This is a genomic window from Amycolatopsis bullii (assembly GCF_014654205.1).
Lineage (GTDB): Bacteria > Actinomycetota > Actinomycetes > Mycobacteriales > Pseudonocardiaceae > Amycolatopsis > Amycolatopsis plumensis.
The window spans coordinates 185,801-203,240 of sequence record NZ_BNAW01000006.1 but is presented as its reverse complement, the minus strand read 5'-3'; the positions used below and the strand labels follow the sequence as shown (position 1 = coordinate 203,240).

Annotated in this window: 17 protein-coding genes; 10 read left to right on the top strand and 7 right to left on the bottom strand. The window is 70.2% G+C overall.

Annotated elements, in window-relative coordinates:
- Nucleotides 1–11: 11 nt before the first annotated feature.
- From IE317_RS10900 to IE317_RS10890, 3 genes are all read left to right on the top strand, one after another.
- Entirely contained in the window at nt 12–632 is a 621-nt protein-coding gene (locus IE317_RS10900) for a macro domain-containing protein (RefSeq protein ID WP_191308907.1), read from the top strand.
- Nucleotides 633–746: 114 nt separating this feature from the next.
- Complete coding sequence (coaA, locus tag IE317_RS10895; protein WP_191308904.1) at nt 747–1,679, top strand: type I pantothenate kinase; 933 nt, start codon at nt 747–749, stop codon at nt 1,677–1,679.
- Between the two features lie 232 nt (nt 1,680–1,911).
- Entirely contained in the window at nt 1,912–2,112 is a 201-nt protein-coding gene (locus tag IE317_RS10890; protein ID WP_191309158.1) for a hypothetical protein, read from the top strand.
- A 3-nt stretch (nt 2,113–2,115) separates the two neighbouring features.
- Here IE317_RS10890 and IE317_RS10885 read toward each other — a convergent pair whose 3' ends face one another.
- From IE317_RS10885 to IE317_RS10875, 3 genes are all read right to left on the bottom strand, one after another.
- Nucleotides 2,116–3,624, bottom strand: a complete 1,509-nt coding sequence (locus IE317_RS10885) for a hypothetical protein (protein ID WP_191308902.1) — start codon at nt 3,622–3,624, stop codon at nt 2,116–2,118.
- Between the two features lie 226 nt (nt 3,625–3,850).
- A complete protein-coding gene (locus IE317_RS10880; RefSeq protein ID WP_373309018.1) occupies nt 3,851–5,176 on the bottom strand; it encodes a hypothetical protein in 1,326 nt (441 codons plus the stop codon).
- A gap of 88 nt (nt 5,177–5,264) precedes the next feature.
- The gene (locus IE317_RS10875; RefSeq protein WP_191308900.1) at nt 5,265–6,185 is read right to left on the bottom strand and encodes a nitrate- and nitrite sensing domain-containing protein; all 921 of its coding nucleotides are present in this window, start codon (nt 6,183–6,185) and stop codon (nt 5,265–5,267) included.
- Nucleotides 6,186–6,320: 135 nt separating this feature from the next.
- On the opposite strand from IE317_RS10875, the gene IE317_RS10870 reads away from it, so the two are divergent.
- Entirely contained in the window at nt 6,321–6,638 is a 318-nt protein-coding gene (locus tag IE317_RS10870) for a nucleotide pyrophosphohydrolase (protein ID WP_191308899.1), read from the top strand.
- Here the strand turns inward: IE317_RS10870 and IE317_RS10865 are convergent.
- Nucleotides 6,635–6,970, bottom strand: coding sequence for a DUF3024 domain-containing protein (locus IE317_RS10865; protein WP_191308896.1), 336 nt, complete (start codon nt 6,968–6,970; stop codon nt 6,635–6,637). The two genes, IE317_RS10870 and IE317_RS10865, sit on opposite strands and share 4 nt — an antisense overlap.
- Nucleotides 6,971–7,151: 181 nt before the next feature.
- On the opposite strand from IE317_RS10865, the gene IE317_RS10860 reads away from it, so the two are divergent.
- From IE317_RS10860 to IE317_RS10840, 5 genes are all read left to right on the top strand, one after another.
- Nucleotides 7,152–7,829, top strand: a complete 678-nt coding sequence (locus IE317_RS10860) for a Crp/Fnr family transcriptional regulator (protein ID WP_268246866.1) — start codon at nt 7,152–7,154, stop codon at nt 7,827–7,829.
- 93 nt (nt 7,830–7,922) lie between these two features.
- Nucleotides 7,923–8,681 (top strand): hypothetical protein, encoded by a 759-nt coding sequence (locus IE317_RS10855; protein WP_191308892.1) that lies wholly within the window; start codon nt 7,923–7,925, stop codon nt 8,679–8,681.
- Nucleotides 8,678–10,663 (top strand): hypothetical protein, encoded by a 1,986-nt coding sequence (locus tag IE317_RS10850; RefSeq protein ID WP_191308890.1) that lies wholly within the window; start codon nt 8,678–8,680, stop codon nt 10,661–10,663. The genes IE317_RS10855 and IE317_RS10850 overlap by 4 nt, the downstream gene beginning before the upstream one ends.
- Nucleotides 10,664–10,847: 184 nt before the next feature.
- The gene (locus tag IE317_RS10845; RefSeq protein ID WP_191308888.1) at nt 10,848–11,621 is read left to right on the top strand and encodes a hypothetical protein; all 774 of its coding nucleotides are present in this window, start codon (nt 10,848–10,850) and stop codon (nt 11,619–11,621) included.
- 34 nt (nt 11,622–11,655) lie between these two features.
- Complete coding sequence (locus tag IE317_RS10840; protein WP_191308886.1) at nt 11,656–13,929, top strand: helicase-associated domain-containing protein; 2,274 nt, start codon at nt 11,656–11,658, stop codon at nt 13,927–13,929.
- Here the strand turns inward: IE317_RS10840 and IE317_RS10835 are convergent.
- Both IE317_RS10835 and IE317_RS10830 read right to left on the bottom strand, forming a co-directional pair.
- Nucleotides 13,899–14,549, bottom strand: a complete 651-nt coding sequence (locus IE317_RS10835; RefSeq protein WP_191308884.1) for a class F sortase — start codon at nt 14,547–14,549, stop codon at nt 13,899–13,901. The two genes, IE317_RS10840 and IE317_RS10835, sit on opposite strands and share 31 nt — an antisense overlap.
- Entirely contained in the window at nt 14,546–15,031 is a 486-nt protein-coding gene (locus IE317_RS10830; protein WP_191308882.1) for an excalibur calcium-binding domain-containing protein, read from the bottom strand. The genes IE317_RS10835 and IE317_RS10830 overlap by 4 nt, the downstream gene beginning before the upstream one ends.
- A 284-nt stretch (nt 15,032–15,315) precedes the next feature.
- On the opposite strand from IE317_RS10830, the gene IE317_RS10825 reads away from it, so the two are divergent.
- Nucleotides 15,316–15,942, top strand: coding sequence for a response regulator (locus IE317_RS10825; RefSeq protein ID WP_033261005.1), 627 nt, complete (start codon nt 15,316–15,318; stop codon nt 15,940–15,942).
- A 208-nt stretch (nt 15,943–16,150) separates the two neighbouring features.
- Here IE317_RS10825 and IE317_RS10820 read toward each other — a convergent pair whose 3' ends face one another.
- Nucleotides 16,151–17,428 carry a GAF domain-containing sensor histidine kinase gene (locus tag IE317_RS10820; protein ID WP_191308880.1) on the bottom strand — a complete coding sequence of 426 codons (1,278 nt, stop codon included), beginning with the start codon at nt 17,426–17,428 and terminating at the stop codon, nt 16,151–16,153.
- Between the last annotated feature and the right edge of the window lie 12 nt (nt 17,429–17,440).

Sequence of the window (17,440 nt, the reverse complement as noted above, 5' to 3'; positions counted from 1 at the left end):
ATGCTGGGCGGGTGACCGCCGAATCGGGCACGCACACCGGACGTGAGGGCGCCAAGCCGCCGCTCGCCCCCCGCGCACCGGAGCTGGTGTTGTGCGCCGTCGATGAACCACTCGCCGAGGCCTGGACCGCCGCCGCGCAGAAGCTGGCCGGCCGGGTCCGGGTGCACCGCGGGTCGGTGCTCGACGTCGTCGCCCAGGCCGTGGTCAGCCCGGCCAACTCCTACGGCTGGATGCGCGGCGGGATCGACGCCGTGTACGCGCAGGCGTTCCCGGGCGTGGAGCAGAGCGTCCGGAGCGCGGTACTGGCCTTCCACGGCGGTGAGCTGCCGATCGGCGACGCCGTGGTGGTGCCGACCGGCGAAGCCGAGCCGGCCTGGCTGATCAGCGCACCGACCATGCGGGAGCCGGGCGAACGGCTGCCCGCCGACACGGTCCACCCGTACCTCGCCGCCCGCGCGGTGTTCCTGACCTGGCGCGACGGCCGGCTCGACCACGGCCCGGTGCGGGCGTTCGTCGACACGATCGCGATGCCGGGGCTCGGCACCGGCGTCGGCGGCGTCGCCCCCGCGACCTGCGCCCGGCAGGTGGCCGCGGCGTGGGCCGAGGTCTTCGGAGAGCGTGACGCTGGGTGATCAACCCTTGGATGGGGGTGGACTACGTCACAGCGCTTTAACCGGCCGTAAGCCCTACCGTTGAACACGCAGGTGAACGTCCGCCAGTGCAGGCGACGGCCGGAGGAGTGTGCGATGACCCGGGTCCGCGAACTCAGCCCGTATGTCGAGCTGCACCGGGAACAATGGAAAGAGCTGCGGAGTTCGACGCCGCTGCCGTTGACGGCGGCCGAGCTGGTCCGGCTGCGCGGTCTCGGCGAACAGGTCGACCTCGCCGAGGTGGCCGACGTCTACCTCCCGCTGTCCCGGCTGATCAACCTGCAGGTCGCCGCGCGCCAGCGGCTCTACGAAGCGACGACGACGTTCCTCGGTGACGACTCCCGCGGCACGAAGGTCCCGTTCGTGATCGGCATCGCCGGCAGCGTGGCGGTCGGCAAGTCGACCACCGCCCGTCTGCTGCGCACGCTGCTCGCCCGCTGGCCGGACCACCCCCGCGTCGACCTGGTCACCACCGACGGCTTCCTGTACCCGCGCGCCGAGCTGATGCGGCGCGGGATCATGCACCGCAAGGGCTTCCCGGAGAGCTACGACCGCCGGGCGCTGTTGCGGTTCGTCACCGAGGTCAAGTCGGGTGCCGAGCGCGTCGCCGCGCCGGTGTACTCGCATCTGGCCTACGACATCCTGCCCGGCCAGGAGCAGGTGGTGCAGCAGCCGGACATCCTCATCGTCGAGGGCCTGAACGTGCTGCAGCCGGGGCCGCGGCTGATGGTGTCCGACCTCTTCGACTTCTCGATCTACGTCGACGCGCACACCGACGACATCCAGCGCTGGTACGTCGAGCGGTTCCTGGAGCTGCGGCACACGGCGTTCGCGGACCCGGCGTCGCACTTCCACCACTTCGCCGGCCTGCCCGACGACGAGGCCCGCGCCGAGGCCCGGCACCTGTGGCACTCGATCAACGAGCCGAACCTGATGGAGAACATCAAGCCGACCCGGCCGCGGGCCACGCTGGTGCTGCGCAAGGACTGCGACCACACGATCAACCGGGTCCGCCTGCGCAAGCTCTGACCCGCTCGTCACACACGCCGTCACCCACATGCCGCGCATTCGCACGCTCCGCGAGTGCGCGGCCACGATTCGTCGCGCTCTCGCGACTCTCCGCGCCGGAAACCGGCCGTTCGGCCGAGGCGGGCCGGTCAGCCGTAACCGGTTGGCCGATACCGGGCATCCGCTGTGAAAGCGACCCTGAAGGAGTCAGGAAAACGGCTCTGAGCTGGGGAGGAGGCCCACGATGTTCTCGATGATCCTCACGTGGGTCGGTGCGGTGCTCGGTTTGGCTCTGCTGATCGCGATGGCCGCCGGAACCTTCGTCGTCGACTTCGACGACCGGCTGCAGGAGCGCCGCAGCAAGACTGTGACAACCGGGGCTTCGCCCCGGGCCGGGGGCTTCGCCACCCGGAGCCCCCGAATTCCCGGCAAGTCCGCGGAACCCCTCCCCTAGCCGTCAGAGCTCGGCCAGCGCCTCGAGGTAGGCGTCGGCGTCGTATTCGAGGTTTTCCGCGTCCAGCAGGCTGTTTTCCAGGGCGTCGATCAGCTGCTCGAAGATCTCGTCGCGGTCGAGCTCGCCCTCCTGCAGGCGCTCGGCGGCCTGCCAGACCTCGGCGGGCTCATTGTCCCACAGCTGGTCGACGATGGTCGCGCGCAGGATCAGCCGCTGCTCTTCCTCGTCCTCGTCGGCCTCGGCGATGACGAGCGCGCGGCGCTGGTCGGCGTCGGTGGGGTCGAGGTCGACCTCTTCCTCGTCGATCTCCGTGGTCGTCGACGGCACGGCGAACATCCGCCGCTCCAGCGCGTCGGCGAGTTCGGTCGGCGACAGGTCGCTCGTGTCGGCGAAGTACCGCTCGAGCGGGGAGTCGTCCTCGTCGGCGTACTCGCTCAGGTAGTCCTGGACGGCTTCGTCGAGGGCCGCGATCGCGGTCTCGGTTAGGTGCGCCCGCTCGCCCGTCCACTGCACCCAGGCGAGCACGACCGGCTCGACGGCGTCCTCGTGGTCGGCGTCGAGCTCGTACTCCTCGCCGAGCAGGCCCTCGAGGAACCGCGCGATCTTCTCCGGCCCGACGCGCAGCGGGTTGCCCGGGTCGGTGCGCAGGCCGTGCTCCAGCAGCAGACCGCCGATGGCGCGGGCGGCGTCGGCGTCCTCACCGCTCGCGGCGACGAACTGCTCGACGACGGCGGCGCGCTCGGCATCGGACCACTCGGCCACCTCGGGCACGAGCGCGGGCTCCGGCAGCGCGCGGCACCAGGTGAGCGCGACGGCGTGGAAGCGGGCGTAGTCCTCGCTGACGTCGGCCTCGTCGAGGTGGTCGGTGGCGGCGAGGCCGTCGGCGATCAGGCGGTGCGCCTCGGCGGGGTCGACGGCCTCGAAGACGACCAGCTCCGGGTCGGCGTCGGACTGCTCGCGCATCTCGGCCACGACGTCGGCGGGCTTGTCGATCACCACGAGGTCCCGCACCCGGCCGCCCTCGGTGAAGTCGAGCAGGGCGAGCAGCCCGTACGCCTGGTCGCCGTGGGAGAAGACGCAGAGCAGGGACGACTCGTCGCCGTAGACGTCCCCGGTGCGCCAGCACTCGCCGGCGGTGACCCGGCCCAGCCCGTCGGCCCAGGCGGGCGCGGGGATGCCGCGGCCGAGGACGACCTGCAGCCCGGCGTCGGCGGCTTTGCGTTCGACGTCGGTCTCGGCGACGACCTTAAGCGCGGCCAGCAGCGCGGCGGCGCCGGGCGTGATCTTGCGCTGGGCGAAAGCGATGAGCTCCAGGCCGAGCGGCTCTTCGCCGTCCTCGACGGGCACGTCGTGGAACTGGCCGAGCACCTCGGAGGCGAGCAGTTCGACGTCGACGGGCGCGGGGTCGGCGCCCAGCGCCGAGAAGTCGTTCAGGACGTCCTTGAACAGGCCGGTCACGCTGTGCGTGACGGGCTGCGGTGCCTTCTTGCGGGCGCGACTCACCGGGCTCATGAGCTCATGCTTTCACTTCACCCACTTCTTGTGGGGGTCCGGGTGGCGAAGCCCCCGGCCCGGGGCGAAGCCCCGGTTGTCACCGCGAGCGGGTCGCGGTGGCCCTGGCGCGGGTCCCGCCGCCTGCTCGACGGGGAGGCGCCGAGCCGGACAGCGGAACTGGGCCACCGCGACGCCTGGCGCGCTCACGATGTCCCGGTGCACGTGAATCACCGGTTCTCCCGGGTCAACGAGGGGTGCGCGAGGAGGTTACGGCTTTCGGGATGGCGATCCTGGCGGTCCGGATTTCCGTGATCAGCCGGGTTTTCCGCCGGTGGTTTTCCACCAGCTCGGCCAGGTAAGCGGTGAATTCGTCCGGCGTTTCGGCCCGTTTGTGCAAGCTGCGCAACAGCTTCAGCCGTCGCGCGGCTTCCTGGTAGGCGTGCGGGTCCTTGCGCTCGATGAGCTCGTCGACGTGTTCGCGGAAGACCGGGATCGCCTCGGCCGGGTGCTCGGCGGCCCGCTGTTCCGCCAGCTCGAGCTTGAGCTCCGCGGACGCACCGAACCGGACACAGGCTCGCCAAGCTTCGTCGGGACGGCCGTCGTCGAGCAGGACGCGAACCAGCTCGTCCGCCTGCTCGACCCCCTCGGCCGCGCGGGTGCGCAGGCAAGCGAGCGCTTCCCGGCGCTGCACCGTCCACTTCCCGTCCTTCGTCGCGGCCTCGCGCAGGGCCGCGTACGTCTCGCGACCCGGCTGGGCGTCGAAGTCCTTGCGACGGCGAGCGGTTTCGCTTTCCGGCTCCGGAGCCGGCGGCTGCTTGTCGTGCGTGAGCGCGCGGGCGGCGTGCGCGATGGCCTCGCTGTGCCGTCCGGCCGCCCGGAGCACCCGGACGATCTTGAGGCTGACGTCCACCCGCGGCGGCTTGGCCGAGAGGATGGCGACCAGCTCGTCGACGTCCCCGAGCACCTCGGCCAGCTGCTCGCGCAGCCGTTCGGCCACGTCACGGCGGTGACCAGGCCCGTTCGCGGCGAGCACGTCATCCACAGTGGACTTGATCCGCCGGAGCCCCGGCTCGCCCAGCGCGGTCGCGAACTCGGCGAGGTCGATCACCGGGCGGCCGGGGCCGTCGAACTCGACCTCGAGGATCCAGTCGGCCAGCTTCTCCGGGTCCGGCGGCCGGGCGGCGCACGCGCGGGCGTACAGCTCCACGGCCCGGTCCAGCCGGTCGGCCAGGTCGCCGGCGTGGTCGCCGGACTGCTCCAGCACTTCGCTGATGTCGTCGACCGTGCGCCGGGCCAGCGGGCCCAGGTCGGCGCGGCTGCCGGCGTCGAGCATCCGCTGCAGCGTGTCGAGGACCGCACCGATCTTGGCGGTGTACTCGACGTTCCCGTCGGTGACCGCGGTGTCCAGCAGCCGGTGCGCCTCGCTGACGTCACCGGACTGGGTGGCGGCGCGCAGTTCGAGTGAGTGCCGCAGCTCGGGATCGCGCTCGGCCTGGGCGTGGAGCAGGTCCGCCAGTGTCTCCACGTCCAAAGTGCGCAGGTAGGGGCGAAGATCCGAGGGGCGACTCACGGGCACCAGTCTGCCCGACGACCGCGGCCACGCGTGTGGGCCAACCGCGTGCTCTTTTCGGAGTAATCAGTGACTCTTCGTGAGTCCCTCATCGACGTCGCAAGTCGTCGAACACGGCTTTCAGCGGCCACGGATCCGGCAGTCCCGATCTTCGTGACCGTGCGTGGCGGGGACGCGGGATGGCCGCGCGGACCGTCGGCACCATGATCGGCACGACCGGCACCGGAACCCGCGCGACCAGCCGCCGCACCACCACCATCAGGAGCACGGCGAACAGCAGGAGCGCGGTTCCGGCCGCGAGGGCGCCGGCGAGGGTGCGGCGGCCGTCGTCGAGGGTCAGCTGCACGGCGTACTGGCTTTGCTGGGTGTACAGCAGGCCGAGCTGGGCGGACACGGCGTAGGAGGCGCTGCGCCACGTGGGCTCCGGGAGCGGAAGCGGTTCGGCGGCGGTGAAGGCGTTTTCGGCGGCGGCCAGCCTGCTCCATTCGGCGCTACGCGTGAGCGTTTCGTACGCCATCCGGCCACTCTCGGTGAGCTGGGGGACGACCCGGGCCAGCTCGGCCCGGTAGGAGGCGACGGCGGAGGTGAACGACCCCCGGGTGACGTTGTCCAGGCCGGCCAGAGCGAGGGAATCGGAGCGATCCATGCCTTCGGCGACGGAAAGCAGCTCGACGGCGGTCGTCTGCTGGTAGGCGGACTCGGCGTCCGGGGCGTGGCGCGCGTAGTCCCGCAGGCCGGCGATGGCGGACTCGATCCGCTGGGTGTAAGTCGCGTACGCGGCACTGCGTTGGTCGGGCGCGGCCATCGCCGCGCTCCGCTCGGCCTGCAGGGCGACCACGGCGCGGGCCGTCCGGTCCGCCGCGGCCGCCGTCTCCACGGCCATGTCCCGGGTCCGAACCGCTTGGTGGATCAGGAGAATCGCGATCACGACAGCCACGGCGACGAGCGCGCCGCCGGGGATGAACGCGATGCCCAGCATGCGGCCGCGGACGGATCGCAGGTACTTCAAGACGTTCCCTTCCCAGCCTTGGTCCCCGCAACAATCCCGACGAAGTTCAACCTATTGAGTGAGAGATTCACCGGTCAACGCCAGTCCGCCATACGGCCGTTAGCACTGCGTGACCACGAGGGCAGAATCGCGCGAGTGACCTTCGACGACGTGACCCAGCGCCTGCGCGGCTTCGCGGCGGCCCGCGCCTGGGAGCCGTACCACACCCCGAAGAACCTCGTGATGGCCCTTTCCGGCGAAGTCGGCGAGCTGACCGCGCTGTTCCAGTGGCTGACTCCCGAGGAATCCGACGCGTGGCGGGCCGATCCGGCGCTGGAGGAGAAGGTGCTGGACGAGATCGCGGACGTCACGCTGTACCTGCTGCAGCTGGCCGACCGCCTCGGCGTCGACCTGGCCGCGGCGGCGCACGCGAAGATCGACCGCAACGAGGTCCGCTTCCCGCCGCCGTCCTAGCCCCAGAACACCCCGCCGGGGTTGCGGTCGATCTCGTCGAGCAGCGCGGGCGGCGTGCTGGCGACGGGCGCGTCCGGGTAGCTCAGCCACCGCCCGTTCCGATCGGCCCACCACACCGACCAGATGCCGAACTCGTCCAGCCGCAGCTGCGCGATCTTCTGCTCGCTCCACTCGGGCCCCGCCTGCGCCGACCACGGCGCCCGGCGTTCGACGATGGTCACGGAGCGGCCCCGAGTCCGGCACTCGACCCGGATCCGGTCCTGGAGGTGCGCGGGGACGCGCTGCGCGCACCACCGTTCGATCTGCCGCAGCGCGAGCTCCGGAATTGCCATGAGTCCAGTGAACCGGACCGCCTCGACCGGCGCGCAGGAGGGCGAGCACGGCGCCGTAGGTGTCGTCGGAGCGCACCCGTCGGTCCGCACGACGGCGACCGGGCCACTGCGGCAGGCCCCGCAGGTCGAACCACCCGTTCGGCGTCGTTGATCCGTGCCGAAAGTTGATGAAACTGGACCGATGGACAGGGGTTATCCGAATTCATTCGGCGCCAAGGTAGGGCCACACGCGTTGAACGAGCTAAGAGCAAGGGGAATCACGCGAAAATTCGGTGAAAATGATCAGCTATTCATGGAACACGACGCGCCAGGGAGTGTATTCCTCATCGAAGCCGGCTTGGTCAAGGTGTATGTGACCGCCGGTAACGGTAAGGAGTTGATCCTGGGCATCTACGGCCGTGGTGAGCTGCTCTGCGAGCTCAGCGCGATGGATCACGCCCCTCGCTCGGCCAGCGGGAAGGGACGCACGAACGGGACGGTCACGGAGATTCCCGGCGTCGAGTTCCGAGCGTTCATCGGGCGTCACCCCGCGGCGATGCAACACGTGTTGCGGACTGTGCAGAACCGTTTGCACCGCGCGGACCGGGAACGCCTCTCCTACCTCTCCGACGGGGTACGGGTGCGGGTCATCCGCACCCTGCTCGACTGGGCAGATCACTTCGGCCGGGAAAGCACCGGTGGAACCGAGGTCTCCGGCTTTTCCCGGCGCGATCTGGCCCAAAGCGTCGCGGCTTCGGAGAAGACGGTCGACGACGTGCTCACGGCTCTGACGACGGAAGGCGCCATGGCCACCGACAAGAAGTGGTTCCTGCTGCGGGACGTCGATGGGCTGAGGAAGTCGACCTGCGCCGACTCTTAAGCACGGGACCGCACGTTTGTCTCCCGGATTTCCGGTGGTGACCCGCCGTGGGCGTCCTGAAGATGACCTCCATCGACGAGGAGAGGCGGCTGGATGAGTGCGATGCCCACGACGAAGGCCTTGTTCGGGTTCGACGTGATCGGGTCGTCGAGCAACCCCGACGACCAGCTCGAAGAGGTTCGACAGGCCGCGACCGAACTGGTCGGCGAAGCGTTCGAGCACACCGGCGTCGACGTGGCGGCCCGGGTCAACTACTCGGCCACCGGGGACGGCTACCTGGCGGCGTTCCCCGAAGAGAGCTTGCCTGCCCTGGTCGACGCAGCTCACTTCCTCCACGGCCAGGTCTACCTGCGCAACCGTCGCATGCTTCCGACGATCGGCCTGCGGCTCGCCGTGCACGCCGCGCCGGTCACGGTGGTGGACGGCGACAGCTTCCAGCGACCGGTGATCGAACTCGCCCGCCTCTTGGACGCCGCGGTGGTGAAGGACGTAGTGCGGCGTCTCGCCGACCGGCATCCGGTCACCGTCGCCACCATTCTCTCGGCGCAGGCCTACCGGACGGCGGTCCTGGCCGGTCACACGCACCGGCTGCACCCGCACGAATTCAGCATGCTCCAGGTCGCCGACAAGGAGTTCGAAGAGACGGCGTGGGTCTGGATACCCGGCGTGGCCGCCGGTGACTTGACCACCGCCACCGCCACTCCCACCGCAGATCGACCGGCGGCCGAACCGGGCACGCCTTCCCCGGCCGGAGGCAGTCAGGTGATCAACGGCGAGGTGCACGGAACCGGGATCATCGGGACGAACTCCGGTTCGATCGTCTACAACCAGCTCGGCCAGCACCGCCCATGACCGCCGCAGCCGAGGTGGATCCGCCCGTGGCCGCACCGGCGGATCAGGCCCCGTCCGAGGGCGCCAAGCCGGAACCGGAGAACCCGACGGTTCTGACGAACAACGGCATCTACGCCAACCACCTCTACACCGCGGGGAAGCCGGACGAAGATGAGGACGTCAAGACCGGCCTGGTCTACGGGCCGATCTCGGATTCGCTGGTCGAACAGGCGGTGGGTCCCTTCTGCGCGCCGTCCGGCTACGGCCAAGCCAGCCGGATCCTGGCCGAACACCGGCTGGTCCTCCTGTGCGGCCGGTCCAGCGGTCGCAGCCTGGCCGGGGTTCGGCTGCTGATCGACGCGAACCTGCACGAACTGAAACGGCTGGACCCGACCCGAAGTGCCCGGGAACTGCTCGACCTGCGACGGACCGAGCACTCGGGCGGCTATCTCTGGGACGACGTCAACGCCGAGGCGTGGTGCGGCGAACTCGACACCCACGTCCTCGGGCAGTTGGCTCACGCACTCGTCGAACTCGACTCTTACCTGGTCGTCACGTTCGCCAACGAAGACATCGATCTCGAACGCGCCCGCCCCTACGTCGCCGAACTGGCACCGGCCGACCCCGCCGACATGGTCCGTGCCCATCTCCGTGCCTCGGGGTACGACACCGGCCTGCTGAAGATGCTCGACCAGGAAGCCGACTTGAAGGACTGTTCTCCGTGGAGAGCCTGCGAGATAGCGCGCCTCCTGGGGGCGATGGACGACGGGCGCTTCTCGGAAGACGACGTCAAGGCGGCTATCCGCCGACGTGGCGACGAAGACGTCGCCGCGTGGTTCACCGACAACACCGACATCCCCGCCCGTGCCTTGGCGATCACCGTTGCCTTGATGGAAGGGAGCGGCTTCAACGTCGTCGCAGCCTCGGCGAAGAAGCTCGAGGACCTCCTCAGCAACCCGGAAAACGACGAACTGTGGCCCTACCTGCCCCCTGATCTCTTCGCGGAGACCCGCGCCGAACGACTGCGCCGGATACGCGCGCTGCTCGAGCCACCCGAAACCTGGCAGCAGACCGACCCCGAACCAGTCAGGTTCTGCAGACCAGGGTGGGGAGAAAGGCTGCTGGCCTACGTCTGGAAGGAGTACGAGCGCATCCGGCCGATACTCCAGTCGTGGATGGGTGATCTGAACGACGAACTGCCCCGGATGTCGGCGCGGCACGACGAAGCCATGAGCCGCTTCGGCCGGATGCTGGCGAAAGCCGCTGAACCGAACCCGTTCGGCTGGGTCCGGCCCTGGGTGGACGGCACACGCTTCCAGCAGTCGATGGCCGCGTTGATCCTGAGCGGGCTCTGTGAAAACAGCGTTTACGTACAGGGGACGAAGAACCGGGTGAATTCGTGGTCGCGCCACTGGGTCGACGAAGGAACCCGGTTCACCGCGGCGCTGGTGTGCCGCAACACCTTCGGGCGCAACCACCCCGAATTCGCGCTGGCCCAGTTGAGGAAGCTGACCCGCAATTGCGAGGACTTCCTGCAGCGCGAGATCGTCCGATCGTTGAAGTCGATGCTGGGTGAGCCGAGCAACCGCGGACTCGTCCTCAGCACGCTTCCCGTGTGGATCCTCCACGGGGGTGCGACACAACAGAAAATCGCCACTCGTTGCGCCGTGCACGCGCTCTCCCTGGAAGGGAGCACTCCGCTGCAATTCGGTGACCAGGAAGCCCTGGCCGTCCGGATCCTGTTCACCGTTCTGCTGGAGGATGCCCGCCATCGTGAGGTGGTCTTGTTCGCCCTCACCACCTGGGCGATCCGGGCCGGCACTCGACCCACTCTGCGCCGAGACGTCGGCCGTGTGCTCAAGTTGCTGCTGGGCGCACCGGACGAAATCCTCGTGAAGCGATTCGCCTACTTCCTGCGCAAGTACTTCGAAGAAAACCGCAAAGCCACCGCCCCGCTCTCCGCCTTGACCGCCGAAGTCCTCAGGGAGCTGCCCGATGCATGAAGAAGCCCAAACCGCCATGTGGCGCGGCGTGCGCCGTTGCACCCGCCCGAGGCGGAGCATTCTGCGACACCAACTGCGGAAGCGCCGGAGCACCGTCCTCATCGCCGAATGCGACGACGGCCGGTGGGCTTCGAGCGACCTCCACCTCGGCGCTACAACGCAGGTCCAAAAGCTGGGATTCGGCTTGGCCAGAAGCATTCTCCGGCTGTACGAAGTCGACGTTTCCGACAGCTCGTCGACTTTCCACACCGTGTTCGAAACCGACAAGGAAGGCGCGATCGTCGAGGGCACCATCACCGTGCGGTGGCGGATCACGGACCCGGTCGCCCTGATCAAACAGCCGAAAGCGGATCACGTCGAGGTGATCCGGGCCGACATGGAGGACATCCTGCGCCCGCTGGTGCGCAAGACGACCCTCGACGAGGTCGAAAAGCTGGCGATCAAGGTCGACGAGAAGCTGAAGGCCATGCGTTCTCTGTCCGGGGGGACGATCTCCTGGGGCCGGGTCGACTCCCAATTCCGGTTGACCGGTGAAGGTGCACTGCACCGCTACTCCCTGGAGGAGATCCGGCGTGCCCGCATCGTCGACCGGGAACGACGGGACATGGACAGGGAGCGGATCAACTTCTACGCCGAGGTGATCGATTCGGGCAAGGTCAGCCTTCTCGCGATGATGCTCAGCCACGACACCTCAGCGGTGCAGGACGTCCTCAGCCAAATCCACACCTACGACATCCCGGTCGGGCGCTCCGTGCTCGACGCCAACGACCCGTTCCGCAACGCCGTCGGCCGGATGATGAGCGAAGCCGACGACTTCGACCTCCACGAGATGCGGTTGGCCTGGCTGTCCAGTCTCACCGACCGCGGCCGCGAGAGCGAGCTCAACCGGTTGCGCGACTCGCTCGACAAGACACTGGTGACCGACACCGACCCCAGGAACAACGGCCGGACCCCCTAGGACCAGTCCGGTGGACCGCATCTAGCCTGGGCCGATGACCACCGCCGACGAACTGCTCGGCCGGCTCGCGGCCCTGGACAAGGACGCACTCGCGAAGGTGCTGGCCCACCGGCCGGACGTGCTCGACGAGCCGTGGCCGCGCCGGCTGGACGTCGTCGCCGCGCGGCTGGCGGCGCCCGAGTCCATCGATGCGGCGCTGCTGCGGTTGCCGATGCCGCTGGTGCAGGTGCTGCGGGCCGTCCAGCTGTGTTACGCGCTGGGGCGGCGGCCGGCGCCCGTCGAGGACGTGTCCCGGCTGCTCGGCGCCGCCGACGTCGGGTCCTATGTGGACGAACTGGCCGAGCGCGCACTGCTGTGGTGGGACGCGGACGGCATCGCCCTGCCGGAACCGCTGCGCCGCAACAGCTTCGCCGCCGAAGGCCTCGGCCAGCCCGTCGCGAACCTGCTCGGCGAGCTCGGCACGAGCCGGCTGGCGAAGCTGTCGAAGGCCCTCGGACTGCCCGATGCCGCGCGCAAGCCGGAACTCCTGCTCGGGCTCGTCGGCTTCTTCCGTGACGGCGAGCGCGTCCGCGAGCTCTTCGCCACCGCGCCCGAGGAGACGCGGAAACTGCTGCTGGACATGGCCGGCGGCGTTCCCGAGGTCCAGGGCCTCGTCCCGGCGGGCTGGGCGTTCGACCACGGCTTCCTGTACGGCACCTTCTACGGCACGGTGGCCATGCCGATCGAGGTGTCGCTCGCGCTGCGCGGGCCGGACCACCAGCTGCCGTTCACCCCCGAAGAACCCGCGTTCGAAGTCACCCACACGGGCGCCGAAGCGGCCGAAGCGGCGGCGTCGGCTGCCGCGCTGCGGTTGCTCGACCGGGTGTCCGCGGTGCTCGACCTGGCCGCCGCGGAGCCGTTGCCCCTGCTGAAGGACGGCACGATCGGCGCCCGGCTGGTCAAGAAGCTCGCCAAGGACACCGGGGCCACCCCGGCGGAGATCGAGCTGGCCATCGACCTCGCGGCGCAGGCCGGGCTGCTGGTGGCCGACGAGCCTCCGCCGCCGCGCCGCGGCCAGAAGGCACCCGCGCCCACGCTCGTGCTCGATCCGGACCTCGCCCGGCCCGCGCCCGCGCTGCTGTACCGCCTGCTGCTGACGACCTGGTGGGACCCGGCACCGCCGGAGTTCGAGGTGGACGTCGACGCGCTGGTGCGGCGGCTGGTCGTCCGATTGGCGGCACGGCTCGATCCCGGCGATGCGATCACCGACGTGGACGCGCTGGTCCGGCTCGCCGAGTGGCACGCGCCGATGCTGCCGTCCGACGACTTCGCCGGCCGGGTCCGGGATGCGCTCGGCGAGGGTGAGCTGCTCGGAGTCCTCGCCCACGGCGCCGCGACCGCGGCCGGACGCGCCCTGCTCGCCCCGGACCGGCTCGTCGAAGTCACCGACGAACTGGTTTCGCGGGCGCGGACGACCGCCTTGTTCGGCACCGACCTGACGGCGATCGTGCCCGGCTCGCCCGACGCCCGGCTCGCCGCCCTGCTCGACCGCGTCGCCGACCGTGAAGCGCAGGGCACCGCGACCAGCTGGCGGTTCTCCCCGGCGTCCGTCCGGCGGGCGTTCGACCAGGGTTCGACGACCGGCGAGCTGCTCGAGGACCTGCGCGCCGTCGCCACGGGCGAGCTGCCGCAGCCCCTGGTGTACCTGGTCAACGACGTCGCCCGGCGGCACGGCGAGGCGCAGGTGGTCGACGTCGCCAGCGTCGTCGTCGGCGAACCCGCCGTGCTGGCCGAACTCGCGGCGCATCGCAAGCTCGCGAAACTCGGCCTGCGCGCGGTGGCGCCGACCGTGCTGACGTCCATTGTGGACGCCGACCGGACGCTGGCGGCGTTGCGCGAAGCCGGTTACGCGCCGACCCGCCACGCCGCGGACGGCAGCATCGTGCTGCCCGCCCGTGACCAGGCCGAGCCGACGGTGGCCGTCCGCGACCCCGAACCCGGCGAAGGGCCGCCCGATCCGGCCGGTCACGCCGAGCGGCTGCTGGCCGCCCCGTCGAGCGGCCCGGTCCTGCTGCGCGGGCAGCTCGCGCGGGCGATGAGCGACCGCTACGCGGGACGGCTCACCCCGAAGCAGCAGCAACTCTGCTGGCAGCTCGAAGCCGGGCTGCCGGTCGACATCGCGTACGGCGACGAGCACCTGGTCATCGCCTACCCCGAGCTCGACGGCGACGTCCTGGACGTCTGGTCGCTCGGGGACCGCACCTACCGGCGGCTCGAGCTGGCGCGGATCGAGCTGGCTCAGGCCTCGACGGCGGTGAGCCTCGCGTAGGCCACGACGTTGTCGAGGTAGTTGCCGCTCGACCGGTCGAACGCCCCGCCGCAGGTGATGAGCCGCAGTTCGGGGTCCGGGGTGTCGCCGTAGACCGCGTCGGTCGGGAACGTGGCCTTCGGGTAGCGGTCGACGCGGTAGACGGTGAAGACGGCGACCCGGCCGTCCGCGCGGCCGACCCTGGCCTGCTCGCCGGGGCGCAGTTCCTTCAGCCGCGAAAAGGCGCCGGGCACGTGCTTGTAGTCGACGTGCGCGGCCAGCACCGCCGGGCCGACCTCCCCGGGCGACGGCGCGCCGGTGAACCAGCCGACCGTCGTGGCGTCGCCCGGGACCTCCAGCGCGCCGTCCGGCGTGAGGCCGAGGTCCTTGATTCCCTCGGCCCGCACGCCGATCGCCGGGATCGTCAGTGACGCCGGTTTCGCCGCGGGCAGGCCGTCGGCGGACGGCGGCGGGGTGTGCGTGACGCTCGCGGTACCCGCCGGGTTCGTGGCGGCCGGGCTCGGCGGGGCGATCTCCTGCGGCGCCTTCGGTGACAGGACGAGGACGAGGGCCACGGCCAGGACCACACCGAGCGCGGCGACGACCGCCGTGACCGCGGGCCACAGGCGCGGGTGCCTCAACTCGGGCGCCGGCGCAGGTAGAGCACCATGCCGCCGGACGCCGTCGCGGCGAGCAGCGTGCCGCTGAGCACGAGGAAAGCGGGGACGTCGTCGTCCGGCTCACCGCCACCGGTGGCGACGCCGCCGACCGGCTTGACCTTCACCTGGCCGCCGGTGGCGGGCTTCTTGGTGGTCGTCTTCGGCGCGGTCTGCGTGGGCTTTTTCGTCGCCGTCGGCGGTGTGGTGGCGGTGGTGGCCGGCTGTTTCGGCCGGGACGGCAGGGTTTCGCAGGCGAATCCGTCTTTGTCGTCGTCCAGGTGGTTGGGGTCGCCCGGGGTGGCGTCGAGAACGGCCTGGGCGTCCTCCTGGTACTGGAAGTCCGAGCAGTCTTTGTCGCCGGCGAGAGGCGTCGCGAGCTGCGCGGAGGCGAAGGGGACGGGGCCGAGGAAAGCGAGCCCGGCGACGGCGGCGGCCGTCGTCAGGGCACGGCGAAACAGGGACAACGGAATTCCTTCCGAACGGATTTCGGTGCGATTGCGTGGTTACTATCGCCGCGTCGGCGGTGCCGTTACGGACCATTCCGGAATTTCGGAAATGCCAGCGCTCCACGAAGAACGACGCGTCTGGTGATTCTTCGCCGTTTCCGCTTTGACCTGCTGATTTGCCGCCCGGGAATGCGTACCGGCCGGAATGTTACGGGTTACCCGGTCACACTTTGAGGTAATTCACGTGTGACGGTGCCGACCGGCCGCCACCGCGGCGTCCGCGCACCCCGTAACCTCGAGGTATGCCGATCCAGGTACTGCTCGTCGACGACCACGAACTGGTCCGCCGCGGGCTCCGCGACCTCCTCGGCGACGAGCCCGACATCGAGGTCGTCGCCGAAGCGAGCACCGTCGAAGAGGCACTGGCGGTGGCGATGCACGTCGAGCCGGAGGTCGCGGTGGTCGACGTCCGCCTCGGCGACGGCGACGGCATCACGCTCTGCCGTGAACTGCGGTCGAAGCCGAACCCGCCGGCCTGCCTGATGCTCACCGCGTTCGACGACGAAGAGGCGATGGTCGGCGCGATCATGGCCGGGGCCGCGGGTTACCTGCTCAAGCAGGTGCGCGGCCAGGACGTGGTGAACGCGGTCCGCGAGGTGGCGGCCGGGCGATCGCTGCTGGACCCGGTGAGCACCGCGCGGGTGCTGGACAAGATGCGGCACCCGCCGACGGACGAGCTGGCGACGCTCACCGAGCGCGAACGCGACGTGCTCGAGCTGATCGGCCAGGGCCTGTCGAACCGCGAGATCGCGGAGCGGTTGTTCCTCGCGGAGAAGACGGTCAAGAACTACGTCACGTCGGTGCTGGCGAAGCTCGGCATGCAGCGCCGGACGCAGGCCGCCGCGTGGATCGCACGGCGCGAGAAGTAACCGTCCGCGGCCGGCGTGGCCGCAATCCGCCGTTCGCTGCGACCTTTTCGTCCTCTCGTCACGGTCCGCCACGTCGATCAGGCTATTCACCAGCAGAGATTCACCCTAACGTGAGTCGAATATATGTTCGACGAGCCGGTAAGATCAACGGCGAGGGCGTGGAAGGGAGGCTGGATGACCCGAGAAGGATGATTCGCGGAAACGCAGGTCAGTCGAGCGGCAGGTCGAACGCGACGAGGGTGCCGAGGCTGGGTGAGGAGTTCAGGAAGAACTTCCCGCCCGCGGCGTCCGCGCGTTCGGCGAGATGGCGGAGGCCACGGGTGGCCACGCCTTGGGGAACACCGGAACCGTTGTCCCGCACGCGGAGTTTGACCCCGCCGGAGTCCCTGGTCAGCGTCACGCGGGTTTCGCTGGCGCCGGAATGCCGGACCACATTGGACAGTGCTTCCCGCAGCGCGGCCCGGATGTGGTCGGCGCGTTCCGCGGGGATGTCGGCGAATTCGCCGGACAGCTCCAGGGTCGGCGGGTAGCCGAGCAGCTCGCCGGCGATGCGAACCTCGCCGCGCGCCGACTCGGCGAGGTCGGTGGGCGTGCCGGTGTCGTGGCGAGGCTCCGGTGACCGCAGCGCGCGCACGGTGCCGCGGATTTCCTCGATGGTCTGGTCGAGCTGGTCGATGGCGTCGGACAGCCGGGCCCCATCGGCTTGGGCGAACCGCTTGCGCATGTTGCGCCGGACGCGGTCCAGCTGCATCCCGGCACCGTAGAGCCGCTGGACGATGACGTCGTGCAGCTCGCGGGCGATGCGCTCGCGCTCTTCGTAGAGGGCGACCCGGTGGCGCGCGTTGGCGCCTTCGGCGAGGGCGAGCACAACGCCGGCCTGTGCAGCGAAGGCGACGAGCATCTCGACGGTCCCGGCGGAGAAGGGCTCCCGCCCGCGCTTCCGGTAGACGGTGAGCGACCCGAGAACCCGCCCCCCGGACCCGAACGGCGCGGCCGCGAAGGGGCCATAGCCTTGGAGTTCGGCGGGCACGTAGGGAGCGGTCCGCGGATCGACGGTGAAGTCCTCGCTGGAGACGGGTTCCCCACCCCGGGCGACCTGCCCGGCCGCGGAGTCGGCGGGGAGAGCCAGGCCACGCAGGGCCTCGCCCGACATCCGGTCGGCGGAGGGATTACCGCCGGAGCCGGACGTGTCGTCGGCGGGTGCGTCAGCTTCGGGACCGGCGGCCGAGGCGCCCGGTCCCGCGCTCGCCTCGTCGGGTCGCGCGTATTCGCTGCCGGACGGCTCGCTGGTGGCGTAGTGGGCGGCCTCGACCACCACCCGGCCGTCCTCCGTGCTGACCATCGCCAGACCCAGGTCGGCGTCGGCGAGTTCGGCTGCTCGGGCCACGACCGTGTCCAGCACCGCTCCCGGGTCATCGCCGGACAGGGCGGTGCTGGTGATCTCTGTGGCGGCGGACAGTGCCCGCGCGGCTAGCGTCGGATCCATGAGTTCCGTCAT